This window comes from Rhodococcus sp. BP-241, assembly GCF_019836145.1.
GTDB lineage: Bacteria > Actinomycetota > Actinomycetes > Mycobacteriales > Mycobacteriaceae > Rhodococcoides.
The window spans coordinates 350,463-365,012 of record NZ_JABUEI010000004.1; the positions used below are offsets into that span (position 1 = coordinate 350,463).

13 protein-coding genes and 1 pseudogene are annotated in these 14,550 nt (G+C 68.7%); 12 read left to right on the forward strand and 2 right to left on the reverse strand.

Annotated elements, in window-relative coordinates; all coding sequences use genetic code 11:
* Positions 1-18: 18 nt before the first annotated feature.
* Positions 19-780, reverse strand: coding sequence for a DUF6319 family protein (locus HQ308_RS10850; protein WP_222646383.1), 762 nt, complete (start codon positions 778-780; stop codon positions 19-21).
* Positions 781-950: 170 nt separating this feature from the next.
* Here HQ308_RS10850 and HQ308_RS10855 point away from each other — a divergent pair, with 170 nt between their 5' ends.
* The 10 genes and pseudogenes from HQ308_RS10855 (at position 951) to HQ308_RS10895 (ending at position 11,188) form a co-directional block, all read left to right on the forward strand.
* A complete protein-coding gene (locus tag HQ308_RS10855; protein WP_222646384.1) occupies positions 951-1,445 on the forward strand; it encodes a pyridoxamine 5'-phosphate oxidase family protein in 495 nt (164 codons plus the stop codon).
* A 138-nt stretch (positions 1,446-1,583) separates the two neighbouring features.
* Entirely contained in the window at positions 1,584-3,857 is a 2,274-nt protein-coding gene (locus HQ308_RS10860) for a glycerol-3-phosphate 1-O-acyltransferase (protein ID WP_027506109.1), read from the forward strand.
* The gene (locus HQ308_RS10865; RefSeq protein ID WP_222646385.1) at positions 3,854-5,302 is read left to right on the forward strand and encodes an HAD-IB family hydrolase; all 1,449 of its coding nucleotides are present in this window, start codon (positions 3,854-3,856) and stop codon (positions 5,300-5,302) included. The genes HQ308_RS10860 and HQ308_RS10865 overlap by 4 nt, the downstream gene beginning before the upstream one ends.
* Positions 5,295-6,344, forward strand: coding sequence for an adenylate/guanylate cyclase domain-containing protein (locus tag HQ308_RS10870; RefSeq protein WP_222646386.1), 1,050 nt, complete (start codon positions 5,295-5,297; stop codon positions 6,342-6,344). Before HQ308_RS10865 ends, HQ308_RS10870 begins: the two co-directional genes overlap by 8 nt.
* A gap of 9 nt (positions 6,345-6,353) precedes the next feature.
* Positions 6,354-7,445 carry a spore photoproduct lyase family protein gene (locus HQ308_RS10875; RefSeq protein ID WP_222646387.1) on the forward strand — a complete coding sequence of 364 codons (1,092 nt, stop codon included), beginning with the start codon at positions 6,354-6,356 and terminating at the stop codon, positions 7,443-7,445.
* Between the two features lies 1 nt (position 7,446).
* Positions 7,447-8,250, forward strand: coding sequence for a DNA-formamidopyrimidine glycosylase family protein (locus HQ308_RS22950; RefSeq protein ID WP_222646388.1), 804 nt, complete (start codon positions 7,447-7,449; stop codon positions 8,248-8,250).
* A gap of 88 nt (positions 8,251-8,338) precedes the next feature.
* Positions 8,339-8,413: pseudogene (locus HQ308_RS22955) on the forward strand (hypothetical protein); the annotation flags it as partial.
* A gap of 604 nt (positions 8,414-9,017) precedes the next feature.
* Positions 9,018-9,188 carry a hypothetical protein gene (locus HQ308_RS22960; protein ID WP_308115763.1) on the forward strand — a complete coding sequence of 57 codons (171 nt, stop codon included), beginning with the start codon at positions 9,018-9,020 and terminating at the stop codon, positions 9,186-9,188.
* A 110-nt stretch (positions 9,189-9,298) separates the two neighbouring features.
* Positions 9,299-10,744 carry a threonine synthase gene (thrC, locus tag HQ308_RS10890; RefSeq protein ID WP_222632266.1) on the forward strand — a complete coding sequence of 482 codons (1,446 nt, stop codon included), beginning with the start codon at positions 9,299-9,301 and terminating at the stop codon, positions 10,742-10,744.
* Between the two features lie 9 nt (positions 10,745-10,753).
* Positions 10,754-11,188 (forward strand): VOC family protein, encoded by a 435-nt coding sequence (locus HQ308_RS10895; protein ID WP_222646389.1) that lies wholly within the window; start codon positions 10,754-10,756, stop codon positions 11,186-11,188.
* Here HQ308_RS10895 and HQ308_RS10900 read toward each other — a convergent pair whose 3' ends face one another.
* A complete protein-coding gene (locus HQ308_RS10900) occupies positions 11,189-11,620 on the reverse strand; it encodes a MarR family winged helix-turn-helix transcriptional regulator (protein WP_051613432.1) in 432 nt (143 codons plus the stop codon).
* 183 nt (positions 11,621-11,803) lie between these two features.
* On the opposite strand from HQ308_RS10900, the gene HQ308_RS10905 reads away from it, so the two are divergent.
* Both HQ308_RS10905 and HQ308_RS10910 read left to right on the forward strand, forming a co-directional pair.
* Complete coding sequence (locus tag HQ308_RS10905; RefSeq protein ID WP_308115749.1) at positions 11,804-13,936, forward strand: MMPL family transporter; 2,133 nt, start codon at positions 11,804-11,806, stop codon at positions 13,934-13,936.
* On the forward strand, positions 13,933-14,538 hold the full coding sequence (locus HQ308_RS10910) for a lipocalin family protein (protein ID WP_222646390.1): 606 nt from the start codon (positions 13,933-13,935) through the stop codon (positions 14,536-14,538). The genes HQ308_RS10905 and HQ308_RS10910 overlap by 4 nt, the downstream gene beginning before the upstream one ends.
* Positions 14,539-14,550: the final 12 nt, after the last annotated feature.

Below are 14,550 nucleotides of genomic sequence, written 5' to 3' on the forward strand. Positions count from 1 at the left end.
ACCCGGAACGCGACGCTTCTACTCGTTCTTCAGTCGATCGAGCGCGCGGCGTGCCTCGTCGAGTTCCCGACTCAGGGCCTCGACCCGCTCGAGCGCGGCAGCCCGAGCCGCCTCGATCTTGTCCTCGACGGCAGCGGAAGCCACATCGTCGCCCAGTTCGCGGATCGCGCGGAGGACCCGGTCTGCCGTCACGTCCGACGGCTTGGCCAGCTTCTTCGCACCGTGCGACACGGTGACGGTCCACTGATCGTCGGGCCCCGACGTCACGGTCACCGACACCGGCGCGGGCTGCGCCTTCGTGCGCCGAGTCGGCCGAGCCGCGGGCTTCACCGACGTCTCCGGCGCGAGAGCCGGCGTGGCCACCGACTTCTCGGGTGCTGCTTTCTCGGGCACGGGAGTCTCCGATCGGGGCGTCGCTGCATGTGGGACGACGGGGGGTGGGACCACGGCGGGGCGGGTTGTCGGGCGCGCCGCCGTCGTGCGCGGAGCGACCTTCGTGGCTTTGCGCGCCGGCGCCGGCGCGTCCTTGCTCAGACGCAACTCGTCCGCCTCGTACGGCAGCTGGTCGTCGATGCCCTTGGGGCTCACCGTCACCGTGGTGCCGTCGACCGAGATCACCCGCGCCGAGGCGCCCGCCTCGAGGCCGAGGGACGGCGTCGCCTCCCGCAGGTAGACGGTGACGCGGCGACCGGCCGCGAGCCCCGCCTCGAGAGTCGCGAGGTCCTCGGCGGACAGCGCCTCGCCGGGTCGGGGGGCGCGGCGCCGGGCGGGAGCGCTCATGATCGGGTGCCTCTCGTCGTGAGTGGAGCGGGTCGTGGCTGGGGATCGGCGAGTCCGGGCGTGGGGCAGAACGGACGCGACAGAAGTTTTGCACGACCCACCGACACCGTTCGACGCACCGAGTCCTGCACGTCCGGTTGCGCCACCACCACCGCGGGTAGCCGTGCCCCATGACTACTGACGAGAGAACCGAAGGCACCGCCCGCGTCGCCGAACTGCTGTCCGACGCGACGCTCTGCATGTTCACCACCCACGGCACCGACGGCCACCTGAAGGCGAGGCCGATGGCCCTGCAGGAGACGGAGTTCGACGGCGATCTGTGGTTCTTCGCCGCGAACGACTCGAGGAAGGTGGCCGACATCCGTTCCGATCCGTCGGTCAACGTGTCGTTCCAGTCGGGCACGTCGTGGGTCTCGCTGTCGGGGCGCGCGAGCGTGGTGCTGGACGACGCGAAGAAGAAGGATCTCTGGAGCCAGGGCGTCGCCGCGTGGTTCGAGAACGGTCCCGAGTCCGACGAGGTCGTCCTCATCCGGGTGGAGTCGGAGGGAGCCGAGTTCTGGTCGGCGCCGGGGTCCAAGGTCTCGACGCTCATCGCGTACGCCAAGTCGCGCATCACGGGCGACAAGCCGGACGTGGGTGACAACGAGAAGGTCGACATGTCGTGACGGAGGCACCACTTCGGTTCCGCGGCCGGGGCGGCTCGTGAAAGTGGCACCGGGGTACCTGTCCCGGGCGTAGCGTTGCGGACCATCACGTGCACGGCCCACCACCGGTGGCGCATCGGAGGGGGAAGGCGAGCGGACATGTCTCAACTGGATTCGACCGAGCATCCGCTGACGGGGAGATCCTCGTCCTCCGACGATCAGGTCTTCCTCATCGACGCGGTCTCCGACGTCGACGTCCACGCGGCCGACGACTGGATCGATCGTCACCACGGTGACGGCCGACCGGAGTCGGTCGTCATGACGGGCAAGGCCCTCGACGAACTCACCGAGCGGGCCGGTGGTGCCGATCCACTCATCACTCCGTTGCGGGTGAGCTGGACCAAGGCTCCGCGTAAGGGATTCGGTCTCCGGGTGGGCCGGGCACGCCGCGGTGAGCCGCGCATCATCGAGGGTGAGCCCGCCTCGTTGTCGGCGCTGCGTGAGCGGTTCGAGGCGACGGCCGGCCGCTCCCTGTCGTCCTACATCGCGCGGCAGGCCAGCCTCACGCTGGACAAGGCCGAGCGTGAGGTCATCGGCAGCGAGTACAAGGTGCCGCGGTTCGTCGTCGAGGAGATGACGGAGCGCTCGCAGTTCCGCGCCGATCTGGCGGAGTTGGCGGCCTCGGTGGACACCCCGGTGTCGGCGGTCAATGCTCGGGTTCACGAGATCCTCGACGAGATGGTGGCCACCGAGAACAAGGGTGCCGTCGAACTCTGGGGCCAGCTCGGTGCCTTCTTCTCGCGGGCCTACCGCGTCGAGGTGGACACCGAGAAGCTCGCCGAGCTGCGCGATCTGGACAAGTCGTTCCCCCTGGTCTTCCTGCCGAACCACCGCTCCTACCTCGACCCGCTGGTTCTGCGCCCCGCCCTGCTCGAGCAGGGCTTCCCGCTCAATCACGTCATGGGCGGCATCAACGTCGGGTTCTGGCCCATCGGCCCGCTCGCGAAGCGCAGCGGTGTGGTGTTGATCCAGCGCAAGTTCTCCGACGCGGTCTACAAGTGGACCCTGCGCCAGTACATGAGCTTCCTGTTGAGCAAGAAGTTCAACCTCGAGTGGTACATCGAGGGTGGCAGGTCTCGCACCGGCAAGCTCCGGCCTCCGCGCTTCGGCCTGCTCACCTACCTCTTCGACGCGCTCGAGAACAGTACGGCGGCCGACGCGTACCTCGTCCCGACGTCCATCACCTACGACCGGTTGCACGAGGTCGGCGAGATGGCGAAGGAGTCGCACGGTGCGACGAAGCAGGCCGAGGGAATCCGGATGGCCATCGGGTACGTCCGCGCCCAGGGCCAGTTACGCGGAACCGTCTACCTGCGGTTCGGGACTCCGATGTCGGCACGGCAGTTCCTCGACGAGTACGACGACAAGCGGGTCGCGGTGCAGCGTGCGGCGCTGGCGGTGTCGCACGCCATCAACGAGTCCACTCCGGTGACGCCGGCGGCGCTGGTGGCGATGGCGATGCTCGGTATCGAGGACCGCGCGCTGAACAAGCGTGAGATGTGGTCGATCATCGAGCCGTTGGCGTCGTACATCCAGCAGCGTGGTCTCCCGACGGCGGGTGGGGTGGATCTGACCGACATCGACGTCATGACGGCCGCTGTGCGCGCGCAGGTCGCGGCCGGAGTGGTGCGGCGCTTCGACGACGGCCCGGAGCCGTTGTTCCTGCTCGCGCAGGACAAGCATCTCGTCGCGTCGTTCTTCCGCAACAACGCCATTCACTTCTTCGTGATGCGGGCGATCGGCGAGTTGGTGGTGTTGCGCACCGAGGACTGCCCCACGGGCGAGGTGGCCGCCGACGATCTGTGGAAGTCCGCGCTGGAACTGCGGGACATGCTGAAGTTCGAGTTCTTCTTCGGCGAGAAGCGTGAGTTCGGGGAGCGCCTCGAAGCCGAGGTCGATCTCATCGATCCGCACTGGCGCACCGGTCTCGATCGACCCGGATACGCGCTGAAGTCGTTGCAGTCGCAGCCTTTTCATCTGGCGCACCGGGTACTGCAGCCGATCTTCGAGGCGTATCAGGTGGTGGCCGACCAGCTGCTCACCCTCACACCGGGTGCGAAGTTCGACAAGGTGTCGTTCCTCGACGACTGCCTGGGCGTCGCGCAGTCGCGGCGACTCCGACAGCAGCTCGAGCACAGCGAGGCCATCTCGAACGAGCTCTTCGACACCGCCCTGCAGTTGGCCGACAATCGTGGTCTCCTGTCCACCGAGGACGACGACATCGCTTCCCGCCGTCAGGAATTCGCTGCGGACATCGCGGCGTGGGGACGTGTGAGCAGACGTATCCGCACGATGGTGCACGTGGCCCTCGACTCCGTCGACGGTGCGGACGCACCCGATCGACCAGACAACGCTTCCGGAGGACACCGGTGACCAGCACTCACCCAGCACACACGTTCCAGGATCTGCTCGACGAGGTCGCACAGGCTCCGAAGGGTCCGGACGTGGTGGCGTTCTTCGATTTCGACGGCACCGTGATCGACGGTTACTCCGCGACCGCCGTGTTCAAGGAACGTCTTCGCCGCTTCGACGTCGACCTGTTCGAGCTGTGGGAGATCAGCAGCGCCGTCGTGGAGATGCGGGTGCGCGGGACCACCGTCGACAACCTGATGGACAAGGCCGTGCACGCGTTGGCCGGCAAGACGCACGACGAGTTGATGGAGCAGGCGCAGCGGCTCTTCCGCTCCGAGATCGCTTCGCAGATCTTCCCGCAGGTCCGCACCCTCGTCGCCGCGCATCGCCGGGCCGGTCACCGCGTCGTGATGTCGACGTCCGCGACCCCGTACCAGGCTCAGCCCGTGGTCGACGACCTCCGCTTCGACGACCTGATCTGCACCCACCCCGAGATCGGGCCGGACGGCGTCCTCACCGGCCTCCTCGACGGCCGGTCGCTGTGGGGTCCGCGCAAGGCCGAGGGAATCGAGGACTGGGCGACGGCCGAGGGCGTCGACACCTCCGTGTGTTTCGGCTACTCCAACGGCATCGAGGACGTCCCGATGCTCGAGACCGTCGGTCGTCCCGTCGCGCTCAACCCGGACCCCGAACTCGACCGCACGGCGCGTGACCGCGGCTGGTCCCGTGTCCAGCTGCGCAGGCCCACTCGCGGAGCCGATCTGACGTCCACCGTGCGCAGCGTCGCCGCCCTCGGCTCGGTCCTGGCGAGTGCCGGACTGGGTGCGACCCTGGGCGTGCTCAGCGGCAGCCGCCGAGTGGGCGCCAACGTCACCAACGCCGTCGCACCGGAGGTCGCTCTGGCCCTCACCGGCATCACGGTGAACGTGGTGAACGAGGAGAACGCCTGGAGCCACCGACCGGCGGTGTTCCTGTTCAACCATCAGTCCACGATGGACATGATCGTCGTCGCCCGCGTCCTGCGTCGGGACATCACGGCCGTCGCGAAGAAGGAACTGAGCCGCGACCCCCGGTTCGCCCCCCTCGGGGCTCTCTTCGACGTGGCCTACGTCGACCGATCGAACAACGCCGCGGCGCGCGAAGCGATGAAGCCGGCCATCGACAAGCTCCACAGCGGCGTGTCGGTGGCCGTGGCCCCGGAGGGCACCCGCATGCCGACGGAGCGGTTGGGGCGCTTCAAGAAGGGCGGGTTCCATCTGGCCATGGCGGCCGGGGTCCCGGTGGTTCCCCTGATCCTCCAGGGAGCGGGCGACGTGATGTGGAAGTCCTCGTTCACTGCGCACTCCGGCACCGTCACCGTCACTGTGGGAGAACCGATCCCGACGACGGACTGGACGGCGGAGACACTGGACGAGCACATCGCGGAGGTCCGGGCGGTCTACGAGCGGACTCTCGACCATGTCTGACCAGGGCCCACCGGACGCCGGCCGGCCCACCTTCCGGCAGAACGAGGTCGAACAGACTCTGCTGGGAGAGGAACCCACGTACACCCGCGATCAGGTCGCGGAGCTGGCGAACGTGGATCTCGAACGCGCGCAACAACTGTGGATCGCCATGGGCTTCCCGGTCAGCCCGGATCCGGATGCCGTCATGTTCACCGATGCCGACATCGAGGCGCTGCGCCTGCTCACGACACTCGTCGACGAGAACGTCGTCGAGAAGTCGATGGAGGTGGCGGTCGCGCGGACGCTGGGGCAGTCGATGTCACGACTGGCCGAGTGGCAGGTGGGCGTCGTCAACTCCTACATCCGCTCGCGCATCGCTGCCGACGCCGCCGATCCGGACGCCATTCGATCGGAGTCCCGAGTCACCGCCGCGGACACGGTGCCCACCATGGAGAAACTGCAGAACTACGTGTGGCGGCGCCATCTCGCCGCGGTGGCCGGGCGCGCACTGTCCGTCGAGTCGAGCGGGGAGACCGACACGGTGCTCGCGGTCGGCTTCGCGGACATGGTCGGCTACACCTCGCTCACCCGTCGACTCGATGTCTCCGAGCTGACCTCGCTGCTCGAGGAGTTCGAGTCGGTGGCCACGACGATCATCGCCCGCGGCCACGGATCGGTGGTGAAGAACGTCGGCGACGAGGTGATGTTCCAGACCACCGACCCCCGGGACGCGGCACGGATCGCCCTGGAGCTGCACGACGCCTTCGCCGACCGGGACGACGTTCCCGCGCTGCGCGTTGGCATCGCCGTGGGTCCGGTGCTCGCCCGCTTCGGCGACCTGTACGGGTCCGTGGTCAACATGGCCGCCCGCCTGACCAGCAACGCGCACCCCGGCACGGTGCTGGTGGACAGCGAGACGGCCGACGCGCTGTCGGGCGAGGACGAGTTCTACCTCAAGTCGCTACGCCCCCTGCGGGTGCGCGGTTTCAGCAAGCTACGGACCTACGCGCTGCGTCGCAATCGCGATCACCAGCGGGAAGGATCGCGCGACACCGAGCGTTGACCTGAGGTGATGACGGATGCACCGCTCACTCCGACCCGCCTGTGGACACCCCGGCGGGTGATGATCACCAAGTCGGCCGCCGAACTGCCACACACCGCCGAGATCGTGCGGCGGTGCGAGGCGGCGGGTGTGTCGGACATCGACGTCCTCCCGGCGGATCGCCTCACGGGGCTGCGCGGCGAGTCCGAGCGGGAGACCTACGCGCGGGCGAAGTCGACGCTCGCGGTCGTGGTCGCTCCGCCCAGTGCGCTGAAGCCGCAACCCATCCCACCCAGCGCCGACTGGCGCATCGACCTGGCGAAGGGCTGCCCGGCGCACTGCCAGTACTGCTACCTCGCCGGCTCGCTGTCGGGCCCACCTGTCACTCGGGTGTACGCCAATCTCGACGACGTCCTGGCCCCGATCGCGACGCATGTCGGCCGCGGCACCATCACCAGCGGCACCGCCGAGCGTGGACACGAGGGCACCACCTTCGAGATGTCCTGCTACACCGACCCTCTCGGCATCGAGCACGTCACCGGATCACTGGCCGCCGCCATCTCGCGGGTCGGTGCCGGCGAGTTCGGACCCGGCGCCTCCCTCCGCTTCACCACCAAGTTCGACGATGTCACCGAGTTGGTCGGCCTCGACCACGGCGGGCGTACCCGGGTGCGACTGTCGGTCAACGCCCGCGACATCGGGAACCGTTTCGAGGGCGGCACGGCTCGGATGCCCGCGCGCATCGCGGCGCTGCGTGCGCTCGCACAGGCGGGGTACCCGGTGGGCGTGACCATCGCTCCGATCATGCCCGTGCCCGGCTGGCGCGAGCAGTACGGCGAGCTCCTCGCCGACATCGCGGCGGCGCTGGCCGACGTCCCGGACGTCGACCTCACCGCAGAGATCATCACGCACCGGTTCACTCCGTCGAGCAAGGACGTGCTGCTGAGCTGGTACCCGGCCACGAAGCTCGAGATGGACGAGGACTCGCGCTCGGCCAAGCGGTCGAAGTTCGGGGGCGTCAAGTACGTCTACCCGAAGGACACCATGGCGGAGATGAAGAGCTGGTTCACCGAGGAACTACGGGACGTCCTGCCCGCGGCGCAGCTCCTGTACTGGACCTGACGTGCCGGAGGGGGACACGGTCCACGCGCTCGCGGCACGTCTGCGGGCGGCGCTGGACGGCCGGGAACTGGCCGAGGGCCGGCTGAACGTCCCCGCACATGCGACGGAGAACCTCGCGGGACGCACGATCCAACGGCACCGGACGCACGGCAAACACCTGCTCACCGATCTCGACGGCGACCTGACGCTCCACACGCATCTGAGGATGACGGGGTCGTGGACCGTCACCGCCTCCGGCCGACGACTGCCCCGTCGCCTCGATCCCGACGTGCGCGTGCGGCTGGCCGTGCGCGACGGGCCCACCGCGTACGGGCTGCTGCTCCCGGTGGTCGAGTTCTCCACCACTCGCGACGTCGACGCGGCGCTGTCGTATCTCGGCCCCGATCCGCTGCACGACGACTTCGACGCCGCGCAGGCGGCGGCGAACATCGCGCGGGACCCGCGCCCGATCGTCGCGGTACTGCTCGATCAGCGCGTCATGGCCGGTCCGGGCAACCTGTGGGCCAACGAACTGTGTTTCCTTCGTGGTCTCGGGCCGTGGGTGCCGGCGTGCGACGTGGATGCCACTCGACTGGTCGCCCTCACTCGCAAGGCGATGCGCCACTCGGTGTCCACCCCGCGGGCCATGCAGGTGACCACCGGAGACACCCGGCCAGGTCGGCAGCACTGGGTGGCGGGTCGCGCGGGCAAGCCGTGCCTGCGATGCGGCACCACCGTCCGCGTGGTCGCCGAGGTGCCGGGAGATCCGGAACGACGGCGGACCTGGTGGTGCCCGCACTGCCAGCCGGGGCCGGAGCGGCCGTGATCCGGTGCAGCCGACCGTGCTGTACCCGGTTCACTGCACCGGATCCGATCCACGGAACTGCCGCGGAGGCGCGCGCGTCCAGTGCGAGATGATCGAGAGACTGCTGGCCGAGCAGGACGGGGTGGTGACCACCGCGCAGGCCCGCACCGCCGGACTCACCCCCGAGGCCATCGAGTGGCGCGTCCACACCGGCCGCTGGCGGCGCACGAGTCGCGGAGTGTTCTTCGCCGTCGACCGACCGTTCACCGACGACGCGCGGATCCGGTGCGCGGTGTGGTCCACGAGTACGGGCGCGCTGTCCGGTCCTGCAGCCGCGTACTGGTATCGCATGCTTCCGCGGGCCCCGGAGACGATCGAGGTGACCGTGCCCCGGACAGGCTCCGGTCGCGGAATCACGGGTGTCCGGTTGCGGCGGCGCGACCTACCGGGCATCGACGTCGTGATCGTGCGCCGTGTCCTCGTGACGAGGACGCCGCTGACCGTTCTGGAGGCGTCGACGGTGCTGGTGGGCCCCGAGGTCATGGATCGCGCCCTGCAGAAGACGATGACCCTCGACCATCTCCGACGAGCGCACGCTCGCAACCCCGGACGTCGCGGGTACGTGCGAGCGGAGCAGCTCCTGCGCGCCGCCGAGGGCGGTGCCCGGTCCGAGGCCGAACGGCTGTTCCGCAGGATCATGAGATCCGCACACATCACCGGGCTGCGGGTGAACCTGCCGTACGCGGGCTACAATCCTCGACTTCGCGTTCCCGCACGCCAGGGTCTGCGTGGAGATCGACGGGTGGGCCTTCCACTCGGACAGCGCCGCGTTCCACCGCGACCGGATCCGGCAGAACGTCCTCAGCAGGGAGTGGACGGTGTTGCGGTACACGTGGCGGGACCTCGTCGAACGGCCCGACGAGGTGGCGGCCGAGGTGCGACGCTTCGTCACCGGCTGATCCGGTGCAGCTAACCGTGCTCTCCGCGGTTCACTGCACCAGATCCGGTCCGGACCGGCGGATGTGGCACAGTTGTCAGCCGGGCGCGCCACCGGACGAGAGAGACGAAGATGCAGTATCAGTCGACGCGGGGTCACAACCTGCCCCAGCACTTCTCGGACATCCTCCTCGGCGGCCTGGCCCCCGACGGTGGTCTCTACCTGCCGGCCGAGTACCCGCAGCTGACCGCCGACGAGCTCGAGTCGTTCCGCTCACTGTCCTACGCCGACCTCGCCTTCGAGGTGCTCTCGAAGTTCGCCGACGACATTCCCGCGGAGGACCTCCGCGACATCACGCGCCGGACGTACACCGCCGAGGTCTACTCGAACGGCCGACCCGGCGACGACACGTCACTCATCACCCCGCTGCGTCCACTCGGCGAGGAGCAGGGCACCTCGCTCCATCTCCTGGGGCTGTCCAACGGCCCGACGCTGGCATTCAAGGACATGGCGATGCAGTTGTTGGGCAACCTGTTCGAGTACTCCCTCGCGGGCAGCGGCGAGGAGCTCAACATCCTGGGCGCCACATCGGGTGACACCGGCAGCGCCGCCGAGCACGCGATGCGCGGCAAGAAGAACATCCGCGTCGTCATGCTGAGCCCGCACGGCCGGATGAGCAGTTTCCAGCGGGCCCAGATGTTCAGCCTGCAGGACGAGAACATCGTGAACCTCGCGGTCGAGGGGAATTTCGACGACTGCCAGGACATCGTCAAGGCCGTCTCCAAGGACGCCGAGTTCAAGGCGCACCACGCCATCGGCACCGTCAACTCGATCAACTGGGGTCGAGTCGTCGCGCAGGTCGTCTACTACGTGCACGGGTGGCTCCTCGCGACGGACGGGCCGGGCCGGCGCGTGTCGTTCTCGGTGCCGTCCGGCAACTTCGGCAACGTGTGCGCCGGACACATCGCCCGGTGCATGGGCCTGCCGATCGACCAGCTCGTCGTCGCGACCAACGAGAACGACGTCCTCGACGAGTTCTTCCGCACGGGTGTCTACCGTCCCCGCGCGGCCGCCGAGACCCACCACACCTCGAGCCCCAGCATGGACATCTCGAAGGCGTCCAACTTCGAGCGCTTCCTCTACGACCTCGTCGATCAGGACGCGGTCCGGCTCGGTGAGCTGTTCCGCGCGCTCGACACCGACGGCGGCTTCGACTTCTCCGGTACTCCCGAGTTCGATCGCATCCAGGAGTTCGGCTTCGTGTCCGGCCGCAGCACGCACGCGAACCGCGTCGAGACCATCCGCGACGTGGCCGAGCGCTACGGCGTGACCATCGACCCGCACACCGCCGACGGCGTGAGTGTCGCCCGCCGGAACCTGCGCGAGGGCGTGCCCATGATCGTGCTCGAGACCGCGTTGCCCGCGAAGTTCGCGGACATCGTGCGGGAGGCACTGGGAACCGAACCCGAGCGTCCGCCGGCGTTCGAGGGCATCGAGGACCTGCCGCAGCGCTTCGACGTCGTCCCCGCGGACGTCGATCGCGTGAAGGACGTCATCGTGGAGCACACCGGTCGTTAGAGTCGAGCGATGTCGATACGACTCGAGAACGTCGGGATCGCGGTACGCGACCTCGACGAGGCCATCGCGTTCTTCACCGATCTGGGTCTGACACTCCTCGGCCGTGACACGGTCCAGGGCGAGTGGGCCGACACGGCGGTGGGTCTGGACGGCAATCACGCCGACATCGCGATGCTGCAGACGCCGGACGGGGCGGGCCGCATCGAGCTGTTCCAGAACCGCCATCCCACCATGATCGAAACGGAACCGACGCTCCCGCATCAGATCGGCATGCACCGCATCGCCTTCGAGGTCGACGACCTCGAGCAGGCTCTGGCAGTGGCCGCTCGGCACGGCTGCCACCCGTTGCGCGGTGTCGCGAACTACGAGGGTGTCTATGCACTGACCTACGTGCGCGGACCCAGCGGCATCATCGTCATGTTCGCTCAGAAGCTCGGGGCCTGATCACCCGGTGCTCTTGATCTCCTGGTGGTAGGTCTGCATGGCGTCGGTGAGAGCTCCGAACACACGGTGCGCCGCAGCGAGATCCGTGTCCGGCAGCGCGGACAGCGACTCGTGGACGTGCTGTCCGAGCGGGCCGAAGAACTGCCGTGCGACGTCCATTCCCGGCTCGTCGTAGCGGAGGATGACCCGCCGTCGGTCCCGCGTGTCGGGTTCGCGGCGGATGTGACCCGACGCGATCATCCGCTCCACCAGATACGTCATGGCGGCGGAGGAGAGTCCGAGGAGAGAGCCGAGCTCGCCCGGCGACACCGGACGTCCACCGACATCGGCGACCATGATGTGCAGTAGGGCTCGGAAGTCGTTCGCGCTGAGGTGGTGTCGAGAGCCGAACACACGGCCGAGCTGATCCGACTCGGCTGTCATGGCGCGCATGTCGGCGGCGATCGTGGATTCGAGATCGCGCCGGGCACCGTCGGCGTCGGTCGCGTCGGACCGCTCCGACCGTTCGTGTGCTGACACAGATTCTCCTTCGAAAACTCGGGTGTCAGCGTACTCGCCGGACCTCCGAGCAATGTCTCAGTTGCTTAACGATCAACTAACTGAGACACTTTTCCGGTGAGCGACAACTCTGTGTGGAACCGCGTGGCCGGCCTCGTCTCGGGGCCTCGGTCCTGGATCGTCGCCCTGCTCGTCGTCCTTGCCGCCGGCGCGCTCATCGGCGGCGTCGGGAGCAACTCCGCCGCCGAGAGTTCGCCGACATCGCTCCCCTCGGACGCGGAATCGGCACGGGTCGACGCCCTGCTCGAGGAATTCCCCGACTCCGACCTCTCGCCAGTGATCCTCGTGGTGACGCGCGCCGACGGCGGCGCCCTGTCCGAACAGGACCTCGCCGACGTCGCTGCCGCGAGGATGCGGATGAACGGTGTCGAGCGCGGGGTGGACGCGGGTGCGCCCGACGCCCCGGTCGTTCCCGCACCCGACGGCGAGGCGGCCATCGCCCCCGTCCAGGTGTCGACGTCGGAGTCCGGAACGGGACTGGCCGATCTGGTCACCGAGCTGCGCACCTCTGCCACCGACGGCCTCCCCGACGGGTTGACGGCGCAGGTCACGGGCGGTCCCGCGTTCGCCGCCGACATCGCCGACTCCTTCTCCGGGGCCAATGTCACGCTGCTCGGCGTCACCGCGCTGGTGGTGGCCCTGCTGCTGATCGCCACGTACCGGTCACCGATTCTCTGGCTCGTGCCGCTCGCCGTCGTGGGCTTCGGTGACCGGGTCGCCTCGACGGTCGGCACCGCCGTGTCCGGGCTCACCGGGCTCTCGTTCGACGGCAGCACCTCGGGCATCACCAGCGTCCTGGTGTTCGGCGCCGGGACCAACTACGCGCTGCTGCTCATCTCCCGGTACCGCGAGGAACTGCGCCGCGAGAGCGACCACCGGGTCGCCCTCCACCATGCCGTGCGACGCGCCGGCCCGGCCATCGTGGCGAGCAACGCGACGGTGGTGCTCGCGCTCCTGACGCTGCTGCTGGGCACTCTGCCGAGTACGCGCAGCCTGGGCGGTCTGGCCGCGGCCGGTCTCGTGGTCGCCGCCGTCTTCGTGCTCTTCGTTCTTCCGCCACTGCTCTCGCTGTTCGGCCGGAAGCTGTTCTGGCCGTTCGTTCCTCGCGTGGGCGATCCCGAGCCGACGGACAAGGGCGTGTTCTTCCGCGTCGCCAACGCCGTCGGTCGTCGACCCGGCCGCGCCGCGGCGGTGTCGCTGGTCGCGCTGGCCGTCTGCATTCTCGGCCTCGTCGGAACGAACGTGGGCCTGTCGCAGACCGAGCAGTTCCGCGTCACCGCCGAATCCGTCACCGGCATCGACACGCTCGCCGAGCACTTCCCGGCGGGGCAGTCAGATCCGACCGTGGTCGTCGCCCGGACCGCGGCGGCCTCGGAGGTCGAGGCAGCGCTGCAGGACACCGACGGCGTGGTGTCGGTGTCCCGAACTGCGGACTCCCGGCCCGGCACCTCAAACACCGGTCTCACCGAGTGGTCCGTCGTGCTCGACGCGGAACCGTCCTCCGACGGCGCGTTCGCCGCGGTCGAGAACCTGCGTGCATCTGTCGCTCCGATCACGGGTGCCGACGCTCTGGTGGGCGGCAGCGATGCGCAGGCGCTGGACACGTCCGATGCCGCAGCTCGCGACCGCCTGGTGATCATCCCGGTGATCCTGCTGGTGGTTCTGCTGGTGCTGTTCGTTCTGCTCCGGTCGGCCCTCGCACCCCTGGTGCTCGTGGCCACGACGGTGCTCAGCACGCTGGCGGCTCTGGGCATCGGCAGCTGGGCCAGCGAGAACATCTTCGGCTTCCCCGCCCTCGGCGACAACGTGCCGCTGTTCGGGTTCCTGTTCCTCGTGGCCCTGGGTGTGGACTACACGATCTTCCTCGTCACCCGGGCACGCGAGGAGACACCGTCCTACGGGACGCGGACGGGCATCGTGCGCGCCGTCGCGTCGACGGGCGCGGTCATCACCAGTGCGGGCATCGTGCTCGCCGCGGTGTTCACCGTGCTGGGCGTCCTGCCCCTCATTCTGCTCACGCAGCTCGGGATCGTCGTGGGCCTCGGCATCCTGCTCGACACCTTCGTGGTCCGCACGATCGTGATTCCGGCCCTGTTCACCCTGATCGGTCCCCGCATCTGGTGGCCGACCGAACTCGACCCGCACTCCGAAGACAGTTCGAACGCCACGAAAGAAGGAGTCACCTCATGATCCGCAGCATCATCCGCACGGCAGTCGCCGGAGCGTTGGTCACCGGAGCTCTGCTCGCCGGCGGTAGCGCCGCGTCCGCGCAGCCCCTGTTCGAGCCGCTGCAGCCCATCGCTCAGCTGGACGTCCAGCGCTACGCGGGTGACTGGTGGCAGATCGCGGCCGTCCCGCAGCCGTTCAACCTGAACTGCGCCAAGGACACCCGGGCCAACTACCAGGTGCTCGACCCCAGCAACGTGCGCGTGCAGAACAACTGCACCCGCTGGGACGGCGGAGCCAACGAGATCATCGGCAACGCCCGGGTGAACGATCCGGTCACGCAGGCGCAGCTGCACGTGAGCTTCCCCGGTGTGCCCACCCAGGACAATCCCGAGGGACCCACCAACTACATCGTCACCTACATCGCCGACGACTACTCGTGGGCGCTGGTGGGCGATCCGTTCCGCACGTCCGGCTTCGTCCTGTCGCGGTCGCCGCAGGTGAGTTCCGATCAGTGGAAGCAGATCCGGAGCGTCGTCGAGAGCCGCGGCTACAACGCCTGCCTGCTGTTGACGTCGCCGACCACTCAGGGCAGCAACGAGATCCGCCCGCTCTGCACCGTCTGACCTCTGCCACCG